Below are 23,026 nucleotides of genomic sequence, written 5' to 3' on the forward strand. Positions count from 1 at the left end.
TTGGTGGCATGCAGACAGTCGCTCGTACCCTGGTGCCCGCCCGGACCGGACGCGCCGTCCGGGTCCAGCGGGGCGACCACGTCCGCGTCGTCGACGTCGCCAGCGGACAGGTCGGCGATCTCTTCGCGTACGTCGCCGCGCCGTCCGGGACCACCACCGAACACCTCAGCGCCTCGCACACGAGGACGGCAACCAGCCGACTCTTCCCCGCCATCGGAGAAGCCTTCACCACCACCGCGCGCCGCCCGATCCTGACCCTGCTCGAGGACACCTCACCGGGCCGGCACGACCTGCTCATCGCAGCCTGCGACGACGCTCGGTACGCCGGACTCGGCGTACCGGATCATCCGTCGTGTGCGCGGAACCTGCGGGACGCGCTCGGCCACGAGATCGACGTCGTGCCGCAGCCGGTCAACCTCTTCATGCAGGTGCCGGTGCGCCCCGGCGGCACCCTCGACTGGTTGCCCGCGGCCACAGCCCCCGGCGACTCGGTCACGTTGCGCGCCGAACTCGACTGCGTGGTCGTGGTCTCCGCGTGCCCGCAGGACCTGACCGTCATCAACAACTCCCGGCCGACCGATCTGGCCATCGAGGTCGTGCGCTGACGGCTACCCGGCGAGCTCGTCCGCTTCCAGGGCGAGGTAGAGATCCACCCGGTCCTCGGTCCGGGCGACGTCGCGGCCGGTCAGCTCGGTGATCCTGGCGAGGCGGTTCCGCAGGGTGTTCACATGGACGTAGAGCGCGGCGGCGGTCGCGCCGTACTGGCCGTCATGAGCGAGGAAGGCTCGCAGCGTGGACTCGAGCTCACTGTCCCGCGTGTTGTCGTGCTGCCGTAGCGGTCCGAGCACACCGTCCGCGAAGCCGCGCAGCGTCCCGGCGTCCTGCAGTCCGAGAAGCAATCGGTGGGTCCCCAGTTCCCGGAACGACGCGACCGCGTGTCCTCCGCGCCGGCGGCGCAGTACCTGGCAGGCCTCGCGGGACTGCACCAACGGCTGCCGCAACTCTCGTGCCGAGGCGGCGGTGTCACCGAGGCCGACGACCGGCCGGCGATCCGGGAATCGCTTCCGGAGCACGGTACACAGCGCTTCGGCCAGCTCCTTGAGCTCCTGCCGGGGGTCTTGCAGTACCGCGACCACATCCTGACTGCCGCCGGCGACGACCACGGCCAGCCCCTGAGCCAGGAAGAACTCGCCGATCGTCTCCGACAGGCCCGGCAAGGTCGACTCGGTGCCGTCGGCGAACGCGACCGTGAGCACGGCCAGCCGACCGGACGGATCCACCCCGAACGCCCGGAGCCGGTCGGGCACCTCAGCCGCCCGCTGCGCACCGGACAGAATCATGTCGAGGAGCTCACTCGCGAACCGCAGCTCGATCGCCTGGATCGCCTGCTGCTTGGCCACCTCGAGGCTGAGGAAGCGTGCCACCTGGTCGAGTGCGTCCTGCTGCGGCTTGGTCAGCTCGGTGACCGGCCGCAGGCACAGCAGCGCAGCGTCGGTATCGCCCACCGCCCCGACCAGGAACACTGTCGCGCGACCTTCCGGCCCACCGAGATCGATCTCCAGCGGTGGTGGATGGCGGGCCAGCCCGTCGGCAACGCGTCGGCGCTGGTCTGCCGACAGGTCCACGCCCGCCGACGCCAGCGGCCTCGCCATCCGGTCCACGACCGCCAGCGGCAGCTCATGCTCGCGCCGCAGTACAGCCAGTACGCCGGACGCGCCCGCACCGTGCGAGATCGCCGAGGCCAGCGCATCACCGCGCCGAACCATGCCGACCAGAGCGTCCCGTCGTTCGTCGGCCTGCAGCGCCGACGCAGCCTCGGCCACCGCGGTGAACGGAACCGCGATCGAGATCTCCGCCAGCGGCAACCCCTCCTGCCGGCACGCCTCGATCAGCTCGGCCGGGGTCTGCGGCATCACGTCACGCAGCCCGAACACGATGCCCGCGGCACCGGACCGTCGTACGTTGGCCGCGAAGTCGGCGGCGGACGTCTCACGCAGCCACAGTCCGTTGGTCAGTACGATCTCGCCGGTCCGAAGGTACGGCGACGGGTCCGGCAACTCGGTGCTGTGCACCCACAACACCTCCCGCTCGACCGCTCCCTCCTTGCCCGGAACCAGCAGCCGCAGCTCCAGCGACCGATCGCTCAGCAGCGCACCAAAACTCAACACCCTGTGAACATATCCAGTGATCTGCCAGATCAACTAGAGATACGCCCACTGGGAGAGGACGTCAGGCGGGGGTTTCGGCGGCGACGATCAGAAAGTTCGGGAGACGGGTGTAGGCGGCGGCGCCTGGGAAGGAGGCTGCGGCGGCTGGGTCGAGAGCCGGCTCGACGACCTCGCGGAGGCGGCAGCCGAGGGTGGCCAGTTCGTTCAGGTACGCCGAGAGGGGGCGGTGGAAGTCGGGGGCCGCCGGGCCGTGGACGACGTACTCCTCCAGGTATCGGTCCTGGCGGTACTCGCCGTGCTCGCGCCAGGTCGTCAGCAGGTTCTCGAAGGCAGGGTGGACCAGGGCGAAGACGAACAGGCCGCCGGGTCGCAGCGCTTCGACGCAGGCACGCATCGCGGGTTTCCAGTCGGGGATCGCCATCAACACCATGCTGCAGACCACAGCATCGAAGGCGCCGCCGAGGTCTGGCAGCCGAGTCAGATCAGCCTGGACATACCGAACGCCCTGACCGGTCTCGGCTTCCTTGTCACGAGCGAAGGTGACCATGGCCTCGGTCGGTTCAACGCCCACCACCTCAGCTCCGCGCTCGGCGAGCATGCGGCTGAAATACCCATTGCCGCATCCGGCGTCCAGCACCCGCCGTCCCCGTACGTCGCCCAGCAACCGCAACAGCACGGGGTTCACCAGATGCCGCTTGACGAAGTCCCCCTCCTCCGCGGTCGCCTCCATCGCCTCCTGCGTACTCGAGGCGTCCCACTGACTGATCGCGGCTTCGTTCGTCCAAGTCGAGCTCACCCAGCCGACCCTAGGACGCCCGGCAGCACATCTCGACCGAAATACCGCGTCGGTCGTGGGATCGTGGTGGCATGTCGATTGAGGTTCGGCCGGCTGAGGTGTTCGAGGATGTTCGTGCCGTCATCGGGCCGAAGTCGCCGACGTCGAATGTGTGCTGGTGTTTGAGCTACCGGATCCCGTCCAAGGTGAACAACGAGCTCCGCGGACCGGACCGGGGCGAGTACGTCGCTGAACTGTGCCGTGCAGAACTGTCTCCGGGAGTTCTTGCCTATGACGACGAGACGCCGGTGGGGTGGGCCGCGGTCGCGCCGCGCGCGGACACGTCGTTCGCCCGCAACCGCAAGATCCCGCAGGTCGACGACCTTCCGGTCTGGTCGCTGTGGTGCATCCGAGTCCGTCCCGGGCACCGCAAGCAGGGCATCTCCCACGCCCTGATCGACGGTGCGGTCGAGTTCGCTCGCGAGCACGGCGCGCCGGCGATCGAGGCGTACCCGCTCGACAGCGGCGACGCCAAGGTCGACCTGACGATGGCCTACCCCGGCATCCGCAAGAACTTCGAACGCGCCGGCTTCACCAAGGCCGCCGACACCACCTCCGTCCTGGCCGGCCACCCCCGCATCCTCATGCGCCTCGACCTCAGCTGACTGTTCTCAGCGGTAGCGGCGGGAGACGTTTTCGGCGGTGGACTCGCCTGGTTGCCACTCGCTGATCCAGGGGCCGGTTCCTTCGGAGGGGTCGACGATGCCGGATTCGAGCCAGGTGTAGGCGCCGTCGAGGACGTGGTTCGCGAGCCGGCGGTCGGTGTCGTCGGTGTTCTTCCAGAGCCGGTCGAACAGGTGGTCCACCCGGAGCCTGGCCTGTTCGCAGAAGGCGCCTGCCAGCTCGTACGCCGTCTCGCCGCGCGCCGGATCGTCCGTGCGCAGCATCTCGGCCCGGGAGCAGGCGGCCGCCATCGCGAACAGCTCCGCGCCGATGTCGACGATCCGTCCCAGGAAACCCTGCCGGTACTCCAGCTTCGCCTGCCAGCGGCCCATCCCGTAGAACGTCTGCCGTGCGAGCTTGCGCGACGTGCGCTCGACGTACCGGAGGTGTTTCGCCAGCGGCCCGAACTCGGCGTACGACGTCGGCGCCGAACCCTTGCCGACGGCAAGTTGTGGAAGCCACTTCGCGTAGAAGCCGCTCGCCTTCACCGCCGCCCTCGCCTTGGCCTGCAGGTCGGCGTCCGCCGAGGCGAGGTCGCCGGCCGCGGCCAGGTGCGCATCGACGGCTTCGCGGGCGATCAGCAGGTGCATGATCTCCGTCGATCCCTCGAAGATCCGATTGATCCGCAGATCACGCAGAATCTGTTCGGCCGGCACCGCGCGTTCCCCGCGTGCCGCCTGCGAGTCGGCGGTCTCGTAGCCGCGACCACCACGGATCTGGACCAGTTCGTCGGCGATCAGCCACGTCATCTCACTGGACCACAACTTCGCCAGCGCGGCTTCGATCCGGATGTCCTTGCTCCCCGCATCGGCCAGCTTCGCCGAGAGGTCGAGCACTGCCTCGAGCCCGAACGTGGTGGCGGCGATGAACGAGATCTTCTCGGCGACCGCGGCGTGCTTGCCGACCGGCCGGCCCCACTGGACCCGCTCCGCGGACCACTCCCGGGCGATCTTCAGACACCACTTGGCGGCCGCGGTGCAGGTTGCCGGGATGGAGAGCCGGCCGGTGTTCAGCGTGGTCAGCGCGATCCGCAGGCCGTCACCCTCGCGACCCAGGCGGTTCTCGACCGGCACGCGGACCTGGTGGAACCGAGTGACGCCGTTCTCGAGGCCGCGCAGTCCCATGAAGGCGTTGCGATTCTCCACCGTGATGCCTGGTGCGTCGGCCTCGACCACGAACGCGCTGATGCCACCGCGTCCGCCGTCGTGTTTCGGCACCCGCGCCATCACGACGACCAGTTCAGCGATCACTCCGTTGGTGGTCCAGAGCTTCACGCCGTCGAGCAGATACGCCTCGCCGTCCTCGGTCGGGGTCGCGGTCGACGCCATCCGGGCAGGATCGGATCCGACGTCGGGCTCGGTCAGCAGGAACGCCGTCACCGCGCCGGCGGCGCACCTCGGCAGGAACTCGGCCTTCTGTTCGTCGGTGCCGAACATCTTGACCGGCTCCGGTACGCCGATCGACTGATGTGCGGACACCAGTGCGCCAAGGCTGGGATGAACCGATCCCACCATCATCAGGGCCTTGCCGTAGTACGTCGTCGACAGGCCGAGGCCGCCGTACTCGGTCGGGACCTTGATGCCGAACACGCCCAATTCGGCGAAACCCTGGAGGTACTCGTCCGGGACCTTCGCCTCCCGCTCGATCAGTTGGCCGTCGAGGGTCTCGCAGTACGCCTGCAGTTTGGCCAGGAACTCCTCGCCTCGGGAGACGTCATCCGGTGCAGAGCGCGGGTGTGGGTGGATCAGCGACAGGTCGAAGTCACCGAGATAGAGCTTCTTGGCGAAACTCGGCCGGTCCCATTCGGTCTGCCGTGCCGCCTCCGCGACTTCGCGGGCCTCACGCTCGCTGGCGTTCCGCGCCGCTCCCGGCTGCTCGGTGATCTGGTCCGTAGGTACCTGCTCCGTCGTCACGCCGCATCTCCCTGCTCGGGGGCACGTCCTTACCCACCAGTCTTACCCGGAAGTAGCTTTCTGTGAACCGTAGGGCGCACGGATCGGCCCAGGAAGCGGAACCGGATCCGTCGGCTCGGCCGGCCCAGTCGGCTCGAGCGGTTCAGGCGGCATGTGAGGCGCCGGCGGCTCCGAAGGCTCCGGCGGCTCTGGCGGCGGCATAGGCGGCTGGACCGCCCAACCCGAACATCCCTTGCCCATCGCCCAATCCTTCCCCGGGCCGCTGCTCCTCGTACTGCCCACGTGCCCCGTCCACCCCGGATCTATTCGGGTACTACGACTTCCCACGGTGATTGATGCGGCCGGTTTCGTAGGCCCAGATGGCGATTTCGACGCGGTTCCGGGCGCCGATCTTGCCCATCACGCTGGTCAGGTGGGTTTTGACGGTGCTGAGGCTGATGTGCAGGTCTGTCGCGATCTCCGCGTTGGTCCGGCCGGTGGCCGTGGCGATGAGGACCTGCTCCTCGCGCGTGGTGAGTGGATCGACGAGCTGAACCGGCATACGGCCGGTGGGTGGGTCGGAGAACGCGGCGAGCAGCCGCGCGGTGATCCTCGGCGCGATCAGGGCGTCGCCGTTGGCAGCGGCGTGGATCGCCTGGACCAGAAGGTCCGGCCCGGCATCCTTGAGCAGGAAGCCCCGCGCGCCCGCCTTCAGCGCGCCGTACACGTACTCGTCCACGTCGAACGTCGTGATCACCACGATCGCCATCGGGTCATCGACGCCCGCCCCGGCGAGCTCGCGGGTCGCGGCGATCCCGTCCATGCCAGGCATCCTGATGTCGAACAAGCACACGTCGGGCCGAAGCCGGCGTGCCAGCTCCACCGCCTCCCGCCCGTCGGCCGCCTGACCGACCACTTCGATGCCGGGTTGCGCCTCGAGGATCATGGCGAGCCCGGTACGGACGAGATCCTGGTCGTCGGCGACGAGCACCCGGATGCTCATCGGCCCGCCGTTCGCGGCAGCACGACGTCGACAGTCCAGCCCCGTTCGGAGGAAGGCCCGGCGGCGAACGAGCCGCCGAGAAGCGTCGCGCGCTCGGTCATCCCCACCAACCCATAGCCGAGCGAGGTCCCGGGCGCCGAGGCGCCTTCTCCGTCGTCGCGGATGGTGAGCCGTACGGCGTCACCGTCCACGGCCACGCGGACATCGATGCGAGTCGCCTGACGTGCATGCCGTACGGCGTTCGTGATCGACTCCTGAGCGATGCGGTAGATCGCCGCATCCACCGCCGGTCCGAGATCCTCGACATCGCCCGACACCTCGACCTGGACCCGATCCCCCACGCTGCGCGCGAGCCGCTGCAGGTCAGCCACTCCCGGGTTCGGCGCGAGCGCCGCCGTCCCTTCATCGCGCAGTACGCCGACCATCCGCCGCATCTCGGCGAGAGTACGTGTGCCTTCCGCTTCGATCACCGCGAGCGCGTCCACCGCAGCCTCGGGACGGGAGACGGCGACGGCCCGGCCGGCTTGCGCGCGAATGACGATGGCCGACACATGATGGGCGACTGTGTCGTGCAACTCGCGAGCCAGCTGCTCGCGCTCGCGGAGCCGCACCTGGTCCAGTTCGCGCAGCCGGGCAGTCGACCAGTAGCGCACCGCGGCCCCGAGCGTTGCCCAGAACAACAAGAACATGCTGCCGAAGACGGCTTCGACGTACCCGGTGAAGTCGCTGATGTTCGCCAGCACCATCGCGGCCAGGATGATCCCGAGCCCGATGCCGATCTCGCGCCCGGATCCCCAGCGGACGAGTGCGTAGGGCAGCAGGATCACGCAGATCATCGAATTCAGGCCGAAGGGTCCGCGACCGCTGATCAAAGCGATGATGTCGATCACGATCACGGCACCGAACACCGCGGCCACCACGGCGAGAGGCTGAGTCCGCCGCCACAGGAGCGCCCAGACGACGGCCACGGCCACCACGATCGCGACGGGCCTCCAGACCACGTCATCGCGGACCACGCCCTCGATGACCACCGCCGTCAGCAAGCCGGCAACGAGCACCCAGTCGCGCCACACCCGCTTGGGCGGATACGGCGCTCGCGGCTCGGCCAGTAGCGAGCGGACGGCGTTTCTCACCATGCCCACAGCGTAGGGACTTCGGGCGCCCAGCGGATCGGCTCAAAGTACGGCTCATGGCTCGGCTGATCGGCCGAGGAAAGTCTGCCCCATCGCCCGAGGCGCGGCCCTGCCCGTCACCGACACGATGATCGCGAACCTCGCCGGACGATCGCGAACCCTCGCCGAAGGAGCTGAACCATGAGGTCGAACCTGTACAGACTGGGCCGGTACGCCGCACGCCGGCCGTGGGTGGTCATCGGGGCGTGGCTGGTGGTGGCGGCCCTCGTGGTCGCAGCCTCCGGCGCCTTCGGCAAGAAACTCGAGGAGTCGTTCGGGGCGCCGGGCGTCGACTCGCAGACCGCGACCGATCTGCTGTCGGCTGCCGGAGCCGATCAGGCCGGCCTGACCGCGCAGGTGGTGGTCACCCCGCGCGACCAGAACGCAACGCTCACGTCGCCGGAGCTGCGGACTGCTCTGACCCAGGTCCAGTCGACCGCGGCCGGGCTTCCTCAAGTGCTTCGCGTGGGCGATCCCGTCATCTCACCCGACGGCCGGGTCGGTCTCATCCGCCTTCAATACCCGGTGCTGGACAAGCTGGAGCCGAGCGACCTGGAGAACCTCAAGTCGTTGGCAGCCGCGGGTTCGCCGCTGCGGATCGAGCTGGGCGGCGACCTGTTCTATGCGTTCGAGGAGGGCCAGGCCGGCCTCGGCGAGGCGTTCGGTCTGATCGCGGCGATCATCATCCTGCTGCTCGCCTTCGGTTCGATCATCGCGATGGGCCTGCCGATCGGGATGGCGCTCTTCGGCCTCGCGCTAGGGATCAGTTCGCTGTCACTCGTCACCTACCTGATCGAGCTGCCCAGCTGGGCGCCGGTGCTGGGCAGCATGATCGGTCTCGGCGTGGGGATCGACTACGCGCTGATCATCGTCACGCGCCACCGCGAGTCGCTGGCCCGCGGAGTGAGCGTCGTGGAGTCCGTCGGGCGCGCGGTCGCCACCGCCGGTCAGGCTGTGCTCTTCGCCGGCGGCACGGTGGTGGTCGCGATCCTCGGACTGGTCGTGGCCGGCGTACCGTTCATGACCGCTGGCGGCGTTGCCATCTCCCTGATCGTCCTGATCATGGTGCTCGCTTCGCTCACCCTGCTACCCGCCTTCCTCGGCCTTGCCGGGCACCGGATCAACCGCTTCCGAGTACGACGCGTGCGGTCCTCCCCCGGTCCGGGATGGCAGCGCTGGGCCGGACATGTGTCGCGGCACGCCACCGCGTATGCAATCAGCGCGACCGTGCTGCTGCTGGCACTCGCCGCACCGGTTCTCGCGCTCCGGGTCGGCACACCCGATGACGGTGCACTTCCCGTGCAGCGAACCGAGCGCCGGGCGTACGACCTCGTCGCCACGGGATTCGGTGCCGGGAGCAACGGTCCGCTGGTCATCGCCGTCGACATCTCGAAGGACTCCACCGTCGTGCAACCGCTCGTCGACGCCGTCAAGACCGACCCGGGGATCGCCTCGGTCGCACGTCCCGAGGTGAACACCGCGGCCGGAGTCGCGACGCTGATCGCCGTACCGACGACCGGACCGCAGGACGATGCCACGATGACCACGGTGAAGCGACTCCGCGCGGAGGTCTTTCCTTCAGTACTGCGGCAGAGCCCGGCGACCGCGCATGTCGGTGGTCAGACGGCCATGCTCGCCGATGTCGGTGCCAAGGTCAACGATCGGCTCGGGCTGTTCATCGGCGCGGTGATCCTGCTGTCCGTCGTGCTGCTGACCTTCGTCTTCCGCTCGGTCGTCGTACCGCTGAAGGCGGCGTTGATGAACCTGCTGAGCATCGGCGCGTCGTTCGGCGTGATGGTGATGGTGTTCCAGTGGGGCTGGGCGGCCGGCCTGATCGGGCTGGAGTCGACACTTCCGATCCTGCCCTTCATCCCGATGTTCATGTTCGCCGTGGTGTTCGGTCTCTCGATGGACTACGAGGTCTTCCTGCTCACCCGGATCCGGGAGGAGTACGTGCGGACCGGCGACAACCACAGCGCGACGGTCCACGGCATCGCCACCACCGGCCGCGTCATCACCTCGGCAGCGCTCATCATGATCTCGGTCTTCGTCAGCTTCGCCCTCACCGACGACCCGACCGCCAAGATGTTCGGCCTGGGTCTGGCGGTTGCCGTACTGATCGACGCGACCGTAGTACGGCTGGCCCTGGTCCCAGCCCTGATGACTCTCCTCGGCGACGCCAACTGGTGGCTTCCACGGCCCTGGCGGACGCGCACGCGCGATGTCACAGACCGAGTGGGTGTCCTGTCTAAGTGAGCGACTGGTCTGTCCCCGTTCTTCATGGAGGTCATTCAGGTGCCGCACAGCGCTCCACCCCAGGTGCATGGCAGCCACCAGGTCGCCCGGGATCACTGCCTCAGCCCGGCACGCGCCGTCGACCGGCCCACCGGCTCGGCGCGTTACGGGCGGATGTTTCCCGGGCTGGAGCCGCTCGGCACCGACCCTCAGGAGCTGATGCGCGCTGGCGGCACCGGTGGGATCTGCGACGCGGCCGCCGCTCTGGACCAGGTCAGCGCGGGCGACGACGCGACTGAAGCCGCGGGCTGGCCGTTCTTCGGTCAGTTGATCGCCCACGACATCACCGCTGACCGCTCCCCCATCGCCGGTGGCGTCGACGCCGAGGCACTGCGTAACGCCCGCACTCCGAGGCTCAACCTGGAGATCGTGTACTCCGACGGCCCGATCGGATCGCCGTACCTGTTCGATCTGGGCGACCCGGCGAAGTTCCTGCTCGGTCCCGACGGGGGCGACGTACCGCGCAACCACCAGGGCGTCGCATTGATCGGTGACCCACGCAACGACGTCCATCTGTTCTCGTTGACGCTGCACGTCGCCCTGCTGCATGCGCACAATCGGATTGTTGACAAGCTGCGCGCGAACGGCGTACCTGAGGCCGATGTCTTCGGCGAGGCCCGCACCGCGCTGACATGGCACTACCAGTGGATCGTCGTGCACGACTTCCTGCCGCGGCTGGTCGGCACAGCACTGGTGGAGCAGGTGCTCGCCGAGGGCGGCCGGTGGTTCACGCCGGAGCCGCTGCAGGCGTACATCCCGCTCGAGTTCGCCGACGCGGCATACCGGTATGGACACGGCCAGATCCGGCATACCTACCAGCTCGTCGAGGGCGGTCCCGCCGTACCGCTGTTCCCCGACTTGGTTGGGTTCGGGCCGCCGCCGGCCGACCGGCGTCTCGATCTCGCGCAGATCTTCGATCTGCCTGGCCACCCACCCGCGCAGCGCGCCAAACGCCTGGACGGTCGGCTCGCAGCCAGCCTCATCGGGCTGCCCGAGCAGGTGACCGGCGCGGTCGACACCGCGTCCTACCGCTCGCTGGCGGTACGCGACCTGCTGCGCGGCGAGACGACCCAGCTGCCCAGCGGCGAGGCGATCGCCAGGCTCATCGGCGCAGAGCCGCTGACCGCCGACGAGCTGCAGCAGAACTGGCCGCACGGTACGCCGCTGTGGTTCTACATCCTCAAGGAGTCCGAGCACCGCGGCGACGGCGACCGGTTGGGCCCGGTCGGCGGCCAGATCGTCGCGGAGACCCTGATCGGCCTGCTTCGCGCCGACCCGGCCAGCTACTTGAGCCTCGAGCCGACCTGGGAGCCGAGCCTGGCCACCGCCGAATCAACCTTCGGCCTGGCCGACCTACTCACCCTGAGCATGCCGCCGGCCGGGATCGGTCAGGAACGGTCGTAGTGGCTTGGCGGGAACGGGTGCTTTTCCGTCAGTGGATAGACCTCGCCCTCGGACTCTTCCCGGCGGAACTCCGCCTCGGCCTCCTGGTACTCCTCGGACTCCGTGAGGTCGGTCGGCACCGGCTCGTCGGTCGCCGGTGGTACGTCGTCCGGATCGTAGTCGTCGATGCCGGCCTCGACCCGCTCCTGCTCGGTCCGCCGGGCCAACTCGTCGTCATCGGGACGCAGCGACGAAGCCCCGCCATGCTCCCGCCGATCGCGCCGAGCATCCTCAGACGTCTCGAACGGTTCATCCGTCATGATTCCTCCTCAAGCGCGGCTGGCGGTCATGCGGCCGTCAGGAACCACAGTAGTCACGCCTCGCTCGGCACCGGAGCGACCTCGAAGTGGGTGACTGTGTCCTCCCGGTCGAGGAGGTACGCGTCGTCCTCGGGGTAGTACTTGGCGTGGCTGATGTCGTGGCCGGCGAAGGCGCGGATGTGGTCGAGGTCGGTCCACCAGCTCAGCGTGATGATCTCGGTCCGGCCGTCGCCGAGATCGCGGGTGAGCAGCTGTGCGCCCTGGTTTCCCGGCGTACGCCGATAGCCGGACATCCCGGTGCGCTCGACGATGTCGACGTACTCGGCCGCCTTCTCGGTGGGCACCCAGCCCCGCCACATGCGCGCGATCATGCGATCACCGTACGCCGGACGGCGGGGCGCGGACCTGCTCGGGCCGGATAGGGTTTCGGCAGCCGCGACTTGGGGGGAGGCCCATGCTCGACCGGTCCGTGTCTGCGCTGAGCATTGTCGTCCGGTCGCGTTTCTACCGTTCGGCGTTCCTGTCCTTGCTGATCGCCGGGATCGGGGTGTCGGCCGCGACTCCTCAGCTGACCCTGTTCCTCGTCCGCGACCTGGGCGCTCCCCTGCCCGTGGCCGGCCTGTACTACGTCACCAACCTGGCCGCGCCGGTCGCCGGCTACGCAGTCGGCCGATTGTCGGACCGGAGCCACGATCGACTGCTCTGGTTCCGCATCTGCGCGCTGATCGGGACTGCCGCCTGGCTCGCGATGGCAGCCGCGAACACGGTCTGGCTCCCGTTCGTGATCAGCGCCGTGGCGCTGAGTGTCGCCGGCGGATCCATGGCGCAGCTGTTCGCGGCCTGCCGGGACGAGCTGAGCCGGCATCCGACGAAAGCCGAGAACCGGGTCGTGGCAACGGTCCGGATGGCGTTCACGACCGGCTGGATCCTCGGACCGGTCTTCGGAAGCTGGTTCGGCGGTGTGTTCGGGCTTCGGGCGCTCTTGGTGGCGACCGCCGTCTGTACCTTCGCGCAACTGATCCCGCTCGGGCGCCAACACGTGGAGCGCTATCACAACTTGTCGATGCCGCCGCGACCCGCGAGCCGGCGGCAGATCGACCAGCTGATGCCGTTGCTGATCTTCACCGCTGTCTGCGTCCTGGCGATGACCGGCGACACGATCAAGTTCGGCTATCTGCCCATCTACATGGCCGAACAGCTCCATGTCTCCGATTCGGTGCGCGGCGCGGTGATCGGCGTACAGCCTTTGCTCGAATTGCTGCTGCTACCCGTGGTCGCCCGGCTGGCCGACCGCTTCGGGCCGATGCTGGTCATGACGGGAGGCGCCGCGCTGGGCCTGGCCGGGAACCTCGCTTACGCGACAAGTACCTCGGTCGGAGGACTGTTCCTCGGGCAAGCACTGACGGCCGGACTGTGGGCCTGCGTCGGCGCGCTCGGAGTGTCGATCGCACAGCAGCTCTACCCCGAAGGCGTCGGTACGGCGTCCGGCATCTTCCTCAGCGCGATCCCGCTCGGCTCGGCGATCGGCGGCACGATCGGCGGCATCGGCGTGGCAGCCATCGGTCTCCCCCACGTCTTCTTCGTGCCGGCCGTGCTGACGACGTTCGCCATGGTCGCGTTCGGCGTACTCACGGCGCGCAACCACCTGCGCATGATCCCGTGATGTCACGGCGGATGTACGTTGTCGAGGCGACGTGTCGTACCCGGCGGCCCTTGTTCGACGCATTGACGACAGCACGTCACATCACCCCAAGGAGGAACTGATGCGCACCCTGATCGCCACCGCGTTCGTCTCACTCGACGGCGTCGTCGAGGCACCCGGCGGGGAGCCCGGCTACCGCAACTCCGGCTGGACGTTCAAGGACGTCGCGTTCGACGAGGCGGCGTACGAGCTCAAAGGCCGCGAGCAGGAACAGGCCGCGGCCATGATGATGGGCCGGGTCAGCTACGAGGCCTTCTCACCGGTCTGGCCGGACATGCTCGACGACTTCCCGCGCTACAAGGTCCTGCCGAAGTACGTCGTGTCGACCACCCTGCAGGACAAGGATCTGGTCACCAACTGGGGTGACATCACCATCCTGCGCTCGCTGGACGACGTCGCCGCCCTCAAGGAGACCGACGGCGGCCCGATCATCATCCACGGCAGCGCCACCCTGGACCGCAACCTCTCCGACGCCGGCCTGATCGACCGCTACCACCTGCTCGTCTTCCCCGTCCTGCTAGGCGCCGGCAAACGCCTCTTCAGCGACACCGACAAGGACAAACAAAACCTCAGCCTGGCAGAGAGCCAGTCCTACCCCAACGGCATCCAGAAACTCGTGTACGACGTCACCCGCTGACCGCCCGATCCGAGACACGCCGGACGGACACCCATCCCGGTGTCCGTCCGGCGTCTCACCCGCGCGTGGCGGCGGCGTGGGAGTGACCAACCACACCCGTACCGGACAGATGATCGGGGGCGGGGGCGGTTGGGATGTGGTCAGGGCGTGGGTATCGTTAGTTTTGCTAACGATATTGTTGGGGGTGTACACGTGAGTTCTGCACCGGTCGGTACGTCGTCCCGGTTCACTGTTGATGCCGATCATCCTCGCTACAAATGGATCGCGCTCTCGAACACCACGGTGGGCATGCTGATGGCAACCATCAACTCCTCCATCGTGATCATCTCGCTGCCGGACATCTTCCGCGGCATCAAGCTCGATCCGCTGCAGCCGGGCAACGTGAGTTACCTGCTGTGGATGCTGATGGGCTTCCTGCTCGTCACCGCGGTCCTGGTCGTCTCCCTCGGCCGGCTCGGCGACATCTATGGCCGGGTGAAGATCTACAACCTCGGTTTCGCCGTGTTCACGGTCGGGTCGATCGCCCTGGTGTTCGATCCGTTCACCCAGGGCAGCGGAGCGCTGTGGCTGATCCTGTGGCGCCTGGTCCAAGGCGTCGGGGCCGCGATGCTGTTCGCGAACTCGACCGCGATCCTCACCGACGCGTTCCCGTCCGATCGGCGCGGTTTCGCGCTGGGCATCAACCAGGTCGCCGCCATCGGCGGGTCGTTCGTGGGGCTGGTCATCGGCGGTCTGCTCGCACCGGTGGACTGGCGGCTGGTCTTCCTCATCTCCGTACCGTTCGGATTGATCGGCACGGTCTGGTCGTACAAGAGCCTGCGCGAGACGAGTGTCCGCACGCGGGCGCGCGTCGATTGGGTCGGCAACGCACTGTTCGCGGTCGGCCTGACCGCGATCCTGGCGGGCATCACGTACGGCATCCAGCCGTACGGCGGCCACGACATGGGCTGGACGAATCCGTGGGTACTGGCCGGACTGATCGGCGGCGCCGCACTGCTGGCCGTGTTCTGCGTGGTCGAGGCACGGGTCGAGGCGCCGATGTTCAACCTGTCGCTGTTTCGCATCAGAGCATTCACGGCAGGCAACCTGGCTGGTCTGCTGGCCTCGGTGAGCCGGGGCGGACTGCAGTTCATGCTGATCATCTGGCTGCAAGGCATCTGGCTGCCGCTGCACGGCTACAGCTTCGCCAGTACGCCACTGTGGGCCGGCATCTACCTGCTGCCACTGACCGTGGCGTTCCTGATCGCGGGACCCTTGTCCGGCTTCCTCTCCGATCGGTACGGCGCGAGGGCCTTCGCAACCGGCGGCCTCCTGCTGGCGGCACTCAGCTTCCTCGGTCTCATGATGCTGCCCACCAACTTCAACTACTGGGCCTTCGGCGGCTTGCTGGTGCTGAACGGCATCGGTTCCGGGCTGTTCTCCGCGCCGAACACCACCGCGATCATGAACAGTGTTCCGGCCGACCGGCGCGGCGTCGCGTCCGGCATGCGCGGTACGTTCTTCAACTCCGGTACGTCGCTGTCCATCGGCATCTTCTTCAGCCTGATGATCGTCGGCCTCGCGCAGACGTTGCCGGCAGCACTGACCTCCGGCCTCGAAGCGCACGGGGTCTCCGCAACGGTCGCAACCGGCATCGGACAGCAGCCGCCCGTCGGCAGCCTGTTCGCCGCCTTCCTCGGCGCGAACCCGATCGGAACGCTTCTCGGCAGCCTGCCGGCCTCGGCGATCCATGGCGCCGACCTGAACACCTTGACCAGCAAGCAATTCTTCCCACAACTCATCGCCACCCCGTTCCATCACGGCCTGGTGATCGTGTTCAGCGCAGCGATCGCGATGTCGCTCATCGCCGCCGTCGCCTCACTCTTCCGCGGTAGCCGCTACGTCCACACCGACTGATCCTCAAGGGAGCAAGCAAAATGAAGAAGCCACTGATGGTTGTGGTGGGTGTTGTGGTGGCGCTCCTGGGCCTCCTCTTCACCCTGCAAGGCGCCGGTGTCATCGGCGGCAGCGCGATGAGCGGCACCACGTTCTGGACGGTCGCAGGCCCGATCATCATCGTGATCGGCCTGGTCGTCGCCGCCGTCGGAGTCAGGGGCCGGGCACGCTGATCAGAGTGCGCAGGGCACGGAGCGCGTAGTACAACCTGGACTTCACGGTGCCGGGAGGTACGCCGAGTTCGCGGGCGGCCTCGGTGACGGATCGGCCGCGGTAGTACAGCTCCACCACGACGTCGCGATGTGCGGCGGACACCTGGCGAAGGGCGTCGCCGAGCATCATGGTGTTCGCCACGGACTCGGAGTGATCTCCATCGATGCGGCTGTGCTCGGCGATGTCGCCCAGCTCCAGGGGACGAAGGGCTCGAGCCCGGGCGCGGTCGGCGACGAGGTTCCGCGCGACCGTGAGCAGCCAGCCGTGCACCGAGCCCTTGTCCTCGACCAGGTCGTCGGCGTGTTTCCAGGCCCGGACCAGCGTCTCCTGGACGATGTCCTCGGCTCCGCTACGGTCGCCTGTCATCCGGGTGACGAAGAGCAGCACGCTGCGCCCGTACTCGGCGTACAAGCCGTTGACCAGTACGTCGGCCCGGCGGCGGTCCGCCTCACCCATGGCTGCCCTTCCCGGCGAGATCGTCAGAACCGGCTGTCCGGCGCCATCAGCGCGACTGCGGTCGGCAGCACAAGACCCGCCGCGACGAGCGCGAACAGGAGCAGACGCAGGTGCTCCGTGTCCAGTTCGTCGTACAGCTGCCGCGCCGGGTGGGGTACATCGAGCGCGAGTGCAGCCTGGGCTGCCCGCAGGTTGATCACCGATTCCAGCTCCGACATCCTGCGGAGCCGCAAGACGCGGTCGTCCAAGCGTGCGTACCTGTCGTGCCGCTGCAGCAACTGCCGAAGGCTGACCGCGATCTCCTCGATCGGCGGCCCGATCGGTTCCAGAGCGCTGCCCGGGTAGCCGAGCCGCCGGGACCTGACCCGGCGTACGACGAGGTAGGTCACGCCCGACAGCAGCGCGAGTGACACTCCGCAGAGAACGACGACGATCATGTGCCCGGAATCCCTTGACTTGAGGCGATCTGGGTCCCCTCGGCGAGTGGTGCCTGCTTCACCGGGTACTGCGCGCGATGCGCCGGTGCTCGGCGAGCGTCAAGGCGTTGCATCCGTTGGCCTCGCCAATGATGTAGTGCACTACGCTCATCACGATCGCGTCGAGTTGAGTGGGTTCGATCCGGTCCGAGTCGCAGACCCGGCACCGCATCAGCCACTCGCCGGCCCGCTCGCTGCAGACGACGACCGGGGCGCCGTCAGTTACCGGGTTGTATTCCACGACCACGTTCACTGTTCGACCTCCTCGTACCGTCGGGCGCGGCACCGTCCGGGGGCAGATCGCCCTCCGGCGAGGGGTGGAACGGGTTAGCCGGGGCCGGCTCCCGTCACACCTCCCGGGACACCTGTAGGGACCCTCCCAGACTGAGCCGTCCGCCCCTTCCCGGTCGACACCGCCAGCCCCCGTCCCTTCCCCCTGCTAGCAGGAATCCGGAGGAACCCCAGCGACAGCATGAAGGCACCTCCTGCGGCTGTCTGCCGTAGGAGGTGCCTGCGCCGTCGTACGGTCAGGCGGCGGCCTGCTCGATCTGCTGCCCGTCGACGCTGAGGATGACCTCGATGTTGCCGCGGGTCGCGTTGGAGTACGGGCACCGCTGCTCCGCGCGGAGCATCAGGTCCGCCGCGTCGGCGGACGAGAGATTCGGTGCGTGCAGGTCCAAGGTCACCTGCAGGCCGAAGCCGCCGTGACCGGTCGGGCCGATCCCGACGCGGGACCGGATCTGGGAGTCGGTGGCGTCCAGCTTCCGACCCTGCGCGACGCCCAGGAGCGCCGACTGGAAGCAGGCCGCGAAGCCTACCGCGAACAGTTGCTCGGGATTCGTGCCGGGACCGCCCTGGCCGCCCATGTCCGCGGGTACCGACAGGTCGACGTCCAGATGACCATCGGTAGTCCGACCATGCCCGGCACGGCCGCCCTCCACGGTCGCCTCGGCGGTGTAGAGCACCCTGCTCAACGATGTGGCTGGCATTCTGCTTCCTTCCTGACGCGCTGACAGACGGAGTCCCCAGGACGCGGGGGCTCACCTCCGACGATTACGCACGAGCGGGCCGATGTCGCTGCGGCCAGCCTCCGACTTCGCGTACAGCCAGCCGGACGCCAGTCCTTCCCGTTAGCCGGTACGTCAGGAGAGCCCAGCAAAGCGATCGGGTCAGTCCTTGCAGCAGTCGTCGGCGCATCCGTCTGTGCATCCTTCACCCGCACTGCCGTCGGCGAGGGGTGCGCAGCAGCCTTCACCGCGCCAGGCTTGGAGACCCTCGCGCACCGCGACGCCTGCGATGACCAGTCCGGCGATCGGATCGGCCCAGCCCCAGCCGAGGGTCGCGTTCAGCACCAGGCCCAGGAGCAGGACGGCGGACAGGTAGGTGCAGAGGAGGGTCTGGGTGGAGTCGGCAACGACTGCGTTCGAGCCGAGCGCCCGGCCGGTACGGCGCTGCGCCCACGACAGCAACGGCATGACGATCAGCGAAGCGATCGCCAACCCGATCCCGACCGGCGAGGTGTCCGGGTCAGCGCCCGTGATCAGCGTCCGGATCGACTCGAAGCCGACGTACGCCGCGAGTGCGAAGAACGAGAACGCGAGCAGCCGCAACGCCTGACGTTCGCGGGTCTCCGGGAGGTGGTGGCGGAACTGCCACAAGATGATCAGTCCGCTGGAAACCTCCACGACCGAGTCGAGCCCGAAGCCGACCAACGCCACAGACCCCGCGACGAGGCCTGCGCTGATGGCGACCGCGGCCTCGATCACGTTGTAGGTGACCGATGCACCGGCGAGCAGCTGAGCCCGCCGTCCGAGGCGCCGCCGCTCCTCCGGATCACTGGTCCAGGTGCTGCGCGGCGCGGTGGTGATCTGCAGCGGCTGCAACGGCAACTCCGGCCGGCCGGCGGTCTCGTGGTGATGTGGGTGGTTGTGGCTCATCGCGTTGCGTCCTGGGGCTGCCGTGCTGCCTCGCCGAAGTTCGGGCAGAGCGCGACTGCGTCGCCGGTCAGGCTGAGCAGCCGCTCGGCCGCCGACAGCATCTCGAGCGTCGCCTCGGGATGCGTGAGGCTGAAGACCGACGCTCGCCCCTGCGGGCGGGACTGCACCAGCCCGCAGTCCCGCAGACAAGCCAAATGCTTCGACACCGTCGACTGCGCCAGCCCAAGATGCTCAGTCAGATCCACCACGCGATGCTCACCCAGGGCCAGATGCCGCACGATCGCCAGCCGAGAGACGTCACTGAACCCATTGAAGAGACAAGCCGCCACGACCAAAGCCCGCGCCTCGTCAACCTCCCCGATCGCGACATCGACCAACCCAGCTTTCATCGCCATGCGGCGATGTTATCGGCCGACGGCTCATTGGAGAAGCCCGCGGGCTTCGGGCGGCTAGGCCGGTGCGTGTTCCTTGAGGATTGTCATGAAGGCTCGCATCCACGCGGGGTGGTCGGGCCAGGCGCGGCCGGAGACTACGTTGCCGTCGACCACCGCGTCGCCGTCGACCCATTCCCCTCCCCCGGCCGTGATGTCGAGTGCAAGCGCCGGGTAGGCCGACGTCTTGCGCCCGTTCAACAGGCCGGCAGCCGCCGGGATGAGTGGTCCGTGACAGAGCTGGGCCACAGGCTTCGACTCGCCGTAGAAGTGCTTCACGATCCGCTGGCAGTCGGCGTCGTTGCGGATGTACTCCGGCGCACGCCCACCCGGAATCACCAGCGCGACGTACTCGGCCGGATCCACGTCGGCGAACGCGATATCGGCCTGCCAGGTGTGCCCGGGCTTCTCGGTGTACGTGTCGAACCCGTCCACGAAGTCGTGCACCACGAACTGCAACTTCTTCACCGCGGGCGCCGCCACGTGGACGTCGTACCCCTCCTCGAGCAGCCGCTGGTAGGGGTAGAACACCTCCAGGTCTTCGGCGGCATCACCGGTCAGAATCAGCACCTTCGCCATCACGCCATCTCCTTCGCAGCCGGGGCTTCCACTCGTCAGCCTCTGCCCGCCGACCGAAGCAGGTCAAGGGTCGACGACCGCGGCCAGGGCGAGCGCGAAAGTCGAGTGCCGGGCCGAATCCGAACTGGTATGGTCCGATGACGCCCCGCGGGTCCCGGTATGCGCGTGCGGAGACCTGCCGTCAGTGGAAGGTTGGATGCCCACGTGATCATCGAGGTCTCCGATCTCACCAAGGACTTCTCACGGCCGGATGTGCGCCCGGGACGCTTCGCGGGCACGCGATCGCTGTTCACCAAGGCCCGCAAAGTCACCAGGGCGGTCGACGGGATCAGTTTCCAGATCGACGACGGTGAGCTGATCGGATTCCTCGGTCCGAACGGCGCGGGCAAGTCCACCACGATCAAGATGCTCACCGGCATCCTGGTCCCCACCTCGGGCACCGTCACGGTCGCCGGCCAGGTCCCGTGGCGTGATCGGCGCCGGAACGCCCGCACCATCGGCGCGGTCTTCGGGCAGCGGACCCAACTCTGGTACGACCTCCCGTTGCGCAACTCGTTCGAGATCATCCGGGACCTCTACACGATGGACCCGGCGACGTACCGGACCCGGCTCGGTGAGTTCACCGAGCTGCTCGACCTGGACGAGTTCATCGACACCCCGGTGCGATCGCTCTCGCTCGGTCAGCGGATGCGCGGCGACCTGGTCGCCGCCATGCTGTACGCCCCGCGGATCCTGTACCTCGACGAGCCGACGGTCGGACTCGATGTCGTTGCCAAGGGCAAGATCCGGGAGTTCGTCGCGGAGATCAACGCCGGCCGCGGTACGACGGTCATCCTGACCACCCACGACATGGACGACGTCGAGCGACTCTGCCGGCGGGTGGTGATCATCGACCACGGCAAGATCCTGTACGAGGGCGACGTCGGGATGCTCAAGGCGCAGTACGTCACCAGCCGGGACGTCGTGGTCCACTGCACCGACTTCGACGCCACCACGATCGCGTCGCCGTTCGCGGAGGTGGTCTCGGCCGACACCTTCAAGGCGACGCTGCGGTTCGACCCGGACGCGACGGCCGCACCGAAGGTCGTCCACGACCTCACATCGCGCTACCCGATCACGGACCTGTCCCTGCTCGAGCCGGACCTCGAGGACGTGATCCGGCAGCTGTACACGGAACGGACGCCGGTGGCCGCACGCAGTACGGGCGACTGATGCGCGTCGACACACTGAGCACCCGCCTGACCGGGCTTCGCGGCTTCTACCGGGCCGGGTATCAGTCGGTCCTCGCCTACCGCGCGGACCTTCTGTTCGGGATCGTCGGGCTGGTCATCCAGGCCACGCTGACCGTGGTCGTCTGGCGCGTTCTGTTCGTCGGTCACGACCAGGTCGCCGGAATCGGGAGCGCCACCGCGGTCGCGTACGCCGTACTGGCCGCCTGTCTTCAGGCCGTCGTCATGCCCTGGCAGTTCTCGTCGCTCCCACTGCGAGTCATGCGCGGTCAGATCGGCGTGGACATGATCCGGCCGCGGTCGCTGATCAGCCAGAACCTGGCCCAAGCCGGCGGCACGATGGTCGGCAGACTTCCGCTCGGGGCAGCGGGCCTGATCACCGGCCTCGCACTCGGAGCGGTGAAAGCGCCGGACACCGTACCCGACCTGCTGGCCTCGATCGTGTCGATGGCGCTCGGTGTCGCGAACATCATGACCATCAATCTGCTGGTGTCCATGACCGCGTTCTGGACTCTCGAGATCGGCGGCATCATGATCCTCTACCGGTTCGGGTCGGCGTTCCTGTCCGGCGCCTTGATCCCACCGTGGTTCATGCCGGAGTGGCTGCAACCGATCATCGGCTGGCTTCCGTTCCAGGCGCAGATCTACGCGCCGCTGTCCATCTGGTTCGGGACCAGGCACGGGGCCGACCTGGTCGGCACGCTGGCGCTCCAGCTCGGCTGGGTGGTGGTGCTCTTCCTGCTCCTGCAACTGGTCTGGCGCCGAGCCGTCCACAAGGTGGTGGTGCTCGGTGGCTGAGCAGGTCACGACCTTGACCGCGGTCCGGGAGGATCTGCGCGCGAGCCGGATCCTGCTGAGGGCCGGCTGGCGTGCCGCGATGAGCTATCGCGTCAGCTTCCTCTCGGCGATCCTCGGCGGGATGGTGCTGCAGGGTACGCAACTGCTGTTCATCGGGGTCCTGCTCGCGAAGTTCAACGTCATCGACGGCTGGCAGTTGAACGACATCGCCTTCCTGTTCGCGATGCGACTGGCCGCGCATGCGTTCTACGTGGTGCCGTTCGGTGCGCTGCTCTCGATCGACCAGGCGATCCAGCAAGGCGATGTCGACCGTTACCTGCTACGCCCGGCCGGAATCTATCTGCAGGTCGTGACCCGCTACGCACCACTCATGGCCCTCGGCGACGCTCTGCTCGGGTTCGGAGCGCTGGCGGTCTTCGCCCCTCAGGCCTCGGTGGACTGGACGCCGGGAAAGGTGGCGTTCCTGATCGCCGCGCTGGTCGGTGGCGGCCTGGTCGAGACCGGCATGCAGACCTTCCTGGCCGGGCTGTCCTTCCGGATGACGTCCACCATGTCGCTGCGGATCCTCGCCGACGACACCATCACGCGGTTCAGCGGCTATCCGCTGACAATGTTCAGCCGCTGGGGATTCCTGTCCCTCACCTTCATCTTCCCGATGGCGTTCATCGCCTACCTGCCGGCCACCGTGCTCCTCGATCGAACCGACGACCTGCCGATACCTGCCTGGCTGGCGTACCTCTCACCGGCCGGCGGGCTGGTCGTCTTCGCCCTCGGTCTCGCCTTCTTCAACCGGATGATCCGGAGCTACAACAGCCCGGGCAGTTGAGGCCGGAACCCCGATTTCGCCGGCTCTCGATCGCACTCGGTCATGGACAGAGCACGGGCCGTTGCCGGGCGATTCT

General features: G+C 68.0%; 25 protein-coding genes. 11 read left to right on the plus strand and 14 right to left on the minus strand.

The genetic code is table 11. The annotated features are described in order from the left end of the window. Positions 1 to 8: 8 nt before the first annotated feature. Positions 9 to 605, plus strand: a complete 597-nt coding sequence (locus tag AB0I34_RS17335; protein ID WP_360446065.1) for an urea carboxylase-associated family protein — start codon at positions 9 to 11, stop codon at positions 603 to 605. A gap of 3 nt (positions 606 to 608) precedes the next feature. Here the strand turns inward: AB0I34_RS17335 and AB0I34_RS17340 are convergent, their stop codons facing one another. Beyond that, a complete protein-coding gene (locus tag AB0I34_RS17340) occupies positions 609 to 2,168 on the minus strand; it encodes a helix-turn-helix domain-containing protein (RefSeq protein ID WP_360446067.1) in 1,560 nt (519 codons plus the stop codon). A 61-nt stretch (positions 2,169 to 2,229) separates the two neighbouring features. Further along, positions 2,230 to 2,964, minus strand: a complete 735-nt coding sequence (locus AB0I34_RS17345; protein WP_360446069.1) for a class I SAM-dependent methyltransferase — start codon at positions 2,962 to 2,964, stop codon at positions 2,230 to 2,232. A 71-nt stretch (positions 2,965 to 3,035) separates the two neighbouring features. Here AB0I34_RS17345 and AB0I34_RS17350 point away from each other — a divergent pair, with 71 nt between their 5' ends. Continuing rightward, a complete protein-coding gene (locus AB0I34_RS17350; RefSeq protein WP_360446071.1) occupies positions 3,036 to 3,608 on the plus strand; it encodes a GNAT family N-acetyltransferase in 573 nt (190 codons plus the stop codon). A gap of 6 nt (positions 3,609 to 3,614) precedes the next feature. Here AB0I34_RS17350 and AB0I34_RS17355 read toward each other — a convergent pair whose 3' ends face one another. From AB0I34_RS17355 to AB0I34_RS17365, 3 genes are all read right to left on the minus strand, one after another. After that, complete coding sequence (locus tag AB0I34_RS17355) at positions 3,615 to 5,579, minus strand: acyl-CoA dehydrogenase family protein (protein WP_360446073.1); 1,965 nt, start codon at positions 5,577 to 5,579, stop codon at positions 3,615 to 3,617. Between the two features lie 313 nt (positions 5,580 to 5,892). Further along, the gene (locus tag AB0I34_RS17360) at positions 5,893 to 6,561 is read right to left on the minus strand and encodes a response regulator transcription factor (RefSeq protein ID WP_360446075.1); all 669 of its coding nucleotides are present in this window, start codon (positions 6,559 to 6,561) and stop codon (positions 5,893 to 5,895) included. Beyond that, on the minus strand, positions 6,558 to 7,697 hold the full coding sequence (locus AB0I34_RS17365; RefSeq protein ID WP_360446077.1) for a histidine kinase: 1,140 nt from the start codon (positions 7,695 to 7,697) through the stop codon (positions 6,558 to 6,560). The genes AB0I34_RS17360 and AB0I34_RS17365 overlap by 4 nt, the downstream gene beginning before the upstream one ends. 177 nt (positions 7,698 to 7,874) lie before the next feature. On the opposite strand from AB0I34_RS17365, the gene AB0I34_RS17370 reads away from it, so the two are divergent. Then, positions 7,875 to 9,989 carry an MMPL family transporter gene (locus tag AB0I34_RS17370; protein ID WP_360446079.1) on the plus strand — a complete coding sequence of 705 codons (2,115 nt, stop codon included), beginning with the start codon at positions 7,875 to 7,877 and terminating at the stop codon, positions 9,987 to 9,989. Between the two features lie 24 nt (positions 9,990 to 10,013). Next, a complete protein-coding gene (locus AB0I34_RS17375) occupies positions 10,014 to 11,432 on the plus strand; it encodes a peroxidase family protein (RefSeq protein ID WP_360446081.1) in 1,419 nt (472 codons plus the stop codon). Here AB0I34_RS17375 and AB0I34_RS17380 read toward each other — a convergent pair. Next, entirely contained in the window at positions 11,417 to 11,731 is a 315-nt protein-coding gene (locus AB0I34_RS17380) for a hypothetical protein (RefSeq protein WP_202867788.1), read from the minus strand. The two genes, AB0I34_RS17375 and AB0I34_RS17380, sit on opposite strands and share 16 nt — an antisense overlap. Before the next feature lie 53 nt (positions 11,732 to 11,784). After that, complete coding sequence (locus tag AB0I34_RS17385) at positions 11,785 to 12,102, minus strand: antibiotic biosynthesis monooxygenase (RefSeq protein WP_360446084.1); 318 nt, start codon at positions 12,100 to 12,102, stop codon at positions 11,785 to 11,787. Positions 12,103 to 12,185: 83 nt separating this feature from the next. Between AB0I34_RS17385 and AB0I34_RS17390 the strand changes: the two genes are divergently transcribed. The 4 genes from AB0I34_RS17390 (at position 12,186) to AB0I34_RS17405 (ending at position 16,178) form a co-directional block, all read left to right on the plus strand. Then, on the plus strand, positions 12,186 to 13,394 hold the full coding sequence (locus tag AB0I34_RS17390) for an MFS transporter (protein WP_360446086.1): 1,209 nt from the start codon (positions 12,186 to 12,188) through the stop codon (positions 13,392 to 13,394). Between the two features lie 100 nt (positions 13,395 to 13,494). After that, a complete protein-coding gene (locus AB0I34_RS17395) occupies positions 13,495 to 14,070 on the plus strand; it encodes a dihydrofolate reductase family protein (protein WP_360446088.1) in 576 nt (191 codons plus the stop codon). A 192-nt stretch (positions 14,071 to 14,262) separates the two neighbouring features. Then, positions 14,263 to 15,966, plus strand: coding sequence for an MFS transporter (locus tag AB0I34_RS17400; RefSeq protein WP_360446090.1), 1,704 nt, complete (start codon positions 14,263 to 14,265; stop codon positions 15,964 to 15,966). A 20-nt stretch (positions 15,967 to 15,986) separates the two neighbouring features. Then, on the plus strand, positions 15,987 to 16,178 hold the full coding sequence (locus AB0I34_RS17405; RefSeq protein ID WP_360446092.1) for a hypothetical protein: 192 nt from the start codon (positions 15,987 to 15,989) through the stop codon (positions 16,176 to 16,178). On the opposite strand, the gene AB0I34_RS17410 is transcribed toward AB0I34_RS17405, so the two are convergent. From AB0I34_RS17410 to AB0I34_RS17440, 7 genes are all read right to left on the minus strand, one after another. Next, a complete protein-coding gene (locus tag AB0I34_RS17410; protein WP_360446094.1) occupies positions 16,159 to 16,674 on the minus strand; it encodes a sigma-70 family RNA polymerase sigma factor in 516 nt (171 codons plus the stop codon). The genes AB0I34_RS17405 and AB0I34_RS17410 overlap by 20 nt on opposite strands. A 23-nt stretch (positions 16,675 to 16,697) precedes the next feature. Beyond that, positions 16,698 to 17,111, minus strand: a complete 414-nt coding sequence (locus AB0I34_RS17415; RefSeq protein WP_360446096.1) for a hypothetical protein — start codon at positions 17,109 to 17,111, stop codon at positions 16,698 to 16,700. A 58-nt stretch (positions 17,112 to 17,169) separates the two neighbouring features. Further along, positions 17,170 to 17,403: a hypothetical protein gene (locus AB0I34_RS17420; RefSeq protein ID WP_360446098.1), complete on the minus strand. Its 234-nt coding sequence runs from the start codon at positions 17,401 to 17,403 to the stop codon at positions 17,170 to 17,172. 274 nt (positions 17,404 to 17,677) lie between these two features. Further along, the gene (locus tag AB0I34_RS17425) at positions 17,678 to 18,139 is read right to left on the minus strand and encodes an organic hydroperoxide resistance protein (protein WP_360446100.1); all 462 of its coding nucleotides are present in this window, start codon (positions 18,137 to 18,139) and stop codon (positions 17,678 to 17,680) included. Positions 18,140 to 18,319: 180 nt separating this feature from the next. Further along, on the minus strand, positions 18,320 to 19,087 hold the full coding sequence (locus AB0I34_RS17430) for a cation transporter (protein ID WP_360446102.1): 768 nt from the start codon (positions 19,085 to 19,087) through the stop codon (positions 18,320 to 18,322). Then, positions 19,084 to 19,482 (minus strand): metalloregulator ArsR/SmtB family transcription factor, encoded by a 399-nt coding sequence (locus tag AB0I34_RS17435; protein ID WP_360446104.1) that lies wholly within the window; start codon positions 19,480 to 19,482, stop codon positions 19,084 to 19,086. Before AB0I34_RS17435 ends, AB0I34_RS17430 begins: the two co-directional genes overlap by 4 nt. Positions 19,483 to 19,536: 54 nt before the next feature. Then, on the minus strand, positions 19,537 to 20,097 hold the full coding sequence (locus tag AB0I34_RS17440) for a DJ-1/PfpI family protein (RefSeq protein ID WP_360446106.1): 561 nt from the start codon (positions 20,095 to 20,097) through the stop codon (positions 19,537 to 19,539). A gap of 204 nt (positions 20,098 to 20,301) precedes the next feature. Between AB0I34_RS17440 and AB0I34_RS17445 the strand changes: the two genes are divergently transcribed. From AB0I34_RS17445 to AB0I34_RS17455, 3 genes are read left to right on the plus strand one after another with little or no spacing between them, the layout of a single operon-like run. After that, positions 20,302 to 21,309 (plus strand): ATP-binding cassette domain-containing protein, encoded by a 1,008-nt coding sequence (locus tag AB0I34_RS17445; RefSeq protein WP_360446108.1) that lies wholly within the window; start codon positions 20,302 to 20,304, stop codon positions 21,307 to 21,309. After that, positions 21,309 to 22,124 (plus strand): ABC-2 family transporter protein, encoded by an 816-nt coding sequence (locus AB0I34_RS17450; protein ID WP_360446110.1) that lies wholly within the window; start codon positions 21,309 to 21,311, stop codon positions 22,122 to 22,124. Before AB0I34_RS17445 ends, AB0I34_RS17450 begins: the two co-directional genes overlap by 1 nt. Then, positions 22,117 to 22,950 (plus strand): ABC-2 family transporter protein, encoded by an 834-nt coding sequence (locus tag AB0I34_RS17455; RefSeq protein ID WP_360446112.1) that lies wholly within the window; start codon positions 22,117 to 22,119, stop codon positions 22,948 to 22,950. Before AB0I34_RS17450 ends, AB0I34_RS17455 begins: the two co-directional genes overlap by 8 nt. Positions 22,951 to 23,026: the final 76 nt, after the last annotated feature.

The sequence above is a fragment of the Kribbella sp. NPDC050281 genome, from assembly GCF_040655855.1.
In the GTDB taxonomy this organism is placed as follows: Bacteria; Actinomycetota; Actinomycetes; order Propionibacteriales; family Kribbellaceae; genus Kribbella.

Excerpts from the sequence above, each read along its gene's own strand:
- AB0I34_RS17350 (WP_360446071.1), top strand. The coding sequence starts at position 3,036 with ATGTCGATTGAGGTTCGGCCGGCTGAGGTGTTCGAGGATGTTCGTGCC.
- AB0I34_RS17430 (WP_360446102.1), bottom strand. The coding sequence starts at position 19,087 with ATGAGCCACAACCACCCACATCACCACGAGACCGCCGGCCGGCCGGAG.
- AB0I34_RS17435 (WP_360446104.1), bottom strand. The coding sequence starts at position 19,482 with ATGGCGATGAAAGCTGGGTTGGTCGATGTCGCGATCGGGGAGGTTGAC.
- AB0I34_RS17450 (WP_360446110.1), top strand. The coding sequence starts at position 21,309 with ATGCGCGTCGACACACTGAGCACCCGCCTGACCGGGCTTCGCGGCTTC.
- AB0I34_RS17395 (WP_360446088.1), top strand. The coding sequence starts at position 13,495 with ATGCGCACCCTGATCGCCACCGCGTTCGTCTCACTCGACGGCGTCGTC.
- AB0I34_RS17385 (WP_360446084.1), bottom strand. The coding sequence starts at position 12,102 with ATGATCGCGCGCATGTGGCGGGGCTGGGTGCCCACCGAGAAGGCGGCC.
- AB0I34_RS17370 (WP_360446079.1), top strand. The coding sequence starts at position 7,875 with ATGAGGTCGAACCTGTACAGACTGGGCCGGTACGCCGCACGCCGGCCG.
- AB0I34_RS17335 (WP_360446065.1), top strand. The coding sequence starts at position 9 with ATGCAGACAGTCGCTCGTACCCTGGTGCCCGCCCGGACCGGACGCGCC.
- AB0I34_RS17375 (WP_360446081.1), top strand. The coding sequence starts at position 10,014 with ATGGAGGTCATTCAGGTGCCGCACAGCGCTCCACCCCAGGTGCATGGC.
- AB0I34_RS17415 (WP_360446096.1), bottom strand. The coding sequence starts at position 17,111 with ATGATCGTCGTCGTTCTCTGCGGAGTGTCACTCGCGCTGCTGTCGGGC.
- AB0I34_RS17440 (WP_360446106.1), bottom strand. The coding sequence starts at position 20,097 with ATGGCGAAGGTGCTGATTCTGACCGGTGATGCCGCCGAAGACCTGGAG.
- AB0I34_RS17405 (WP_360446092.1), top strand. The coding sequence starts at position 15,987 with ATGAAGAAGCCACTGATGGTTGTGGTGGGTGTTGTGGTGGCGCTCCTG.
- AB0I34_RS17425 (WP_360446100.1), bottom strand. The coding sequence starts at position 18,139 with ATGCCAGCCACATCGTTGAGCAGGGTGCTCTACACCGCCGAGGCGACC.
- AB0I34_RS17410 (WP_360446094.1), bottom strand. The coding sequence starts at position 16,674 with ATGGGTGAGGCGGACCGCCGCCGGGCCGACGTACTGGTCAACGGCTTG.
- AB0I34_RS17380 (WP_202867788.1), bottom strand. The coding sequence starts at position 11,731 with ATGACGGATGAACCGTTCGAGACGTCTGAGGATGCTCGGCGCGATCGG.
- AB0I34_RS17360 (WP_360446075.1), bottom strand. The coding sequence starts at position 6,561 with ATGAGCATCCGGGTGCTCGTCGCCGACGACCAGGATCTCGTCCGTACC.
- AB0I34_RS17390 (WP_360446086.1), top strand. The coding sequence starts at position 12,186 with ATGCTCGACCGGTCCGTGTCTGCGCTGAGCATTGTCGTCCGGTCGCGT.
- AB0I34_RS17365 (WP_360446077.1), bottom strand. The coding sequence starts at position 7,697 with ATGGTGAGAAACGCCGTCCGCTCGCTACTGGCCGAGCCGCGAGCGCCG.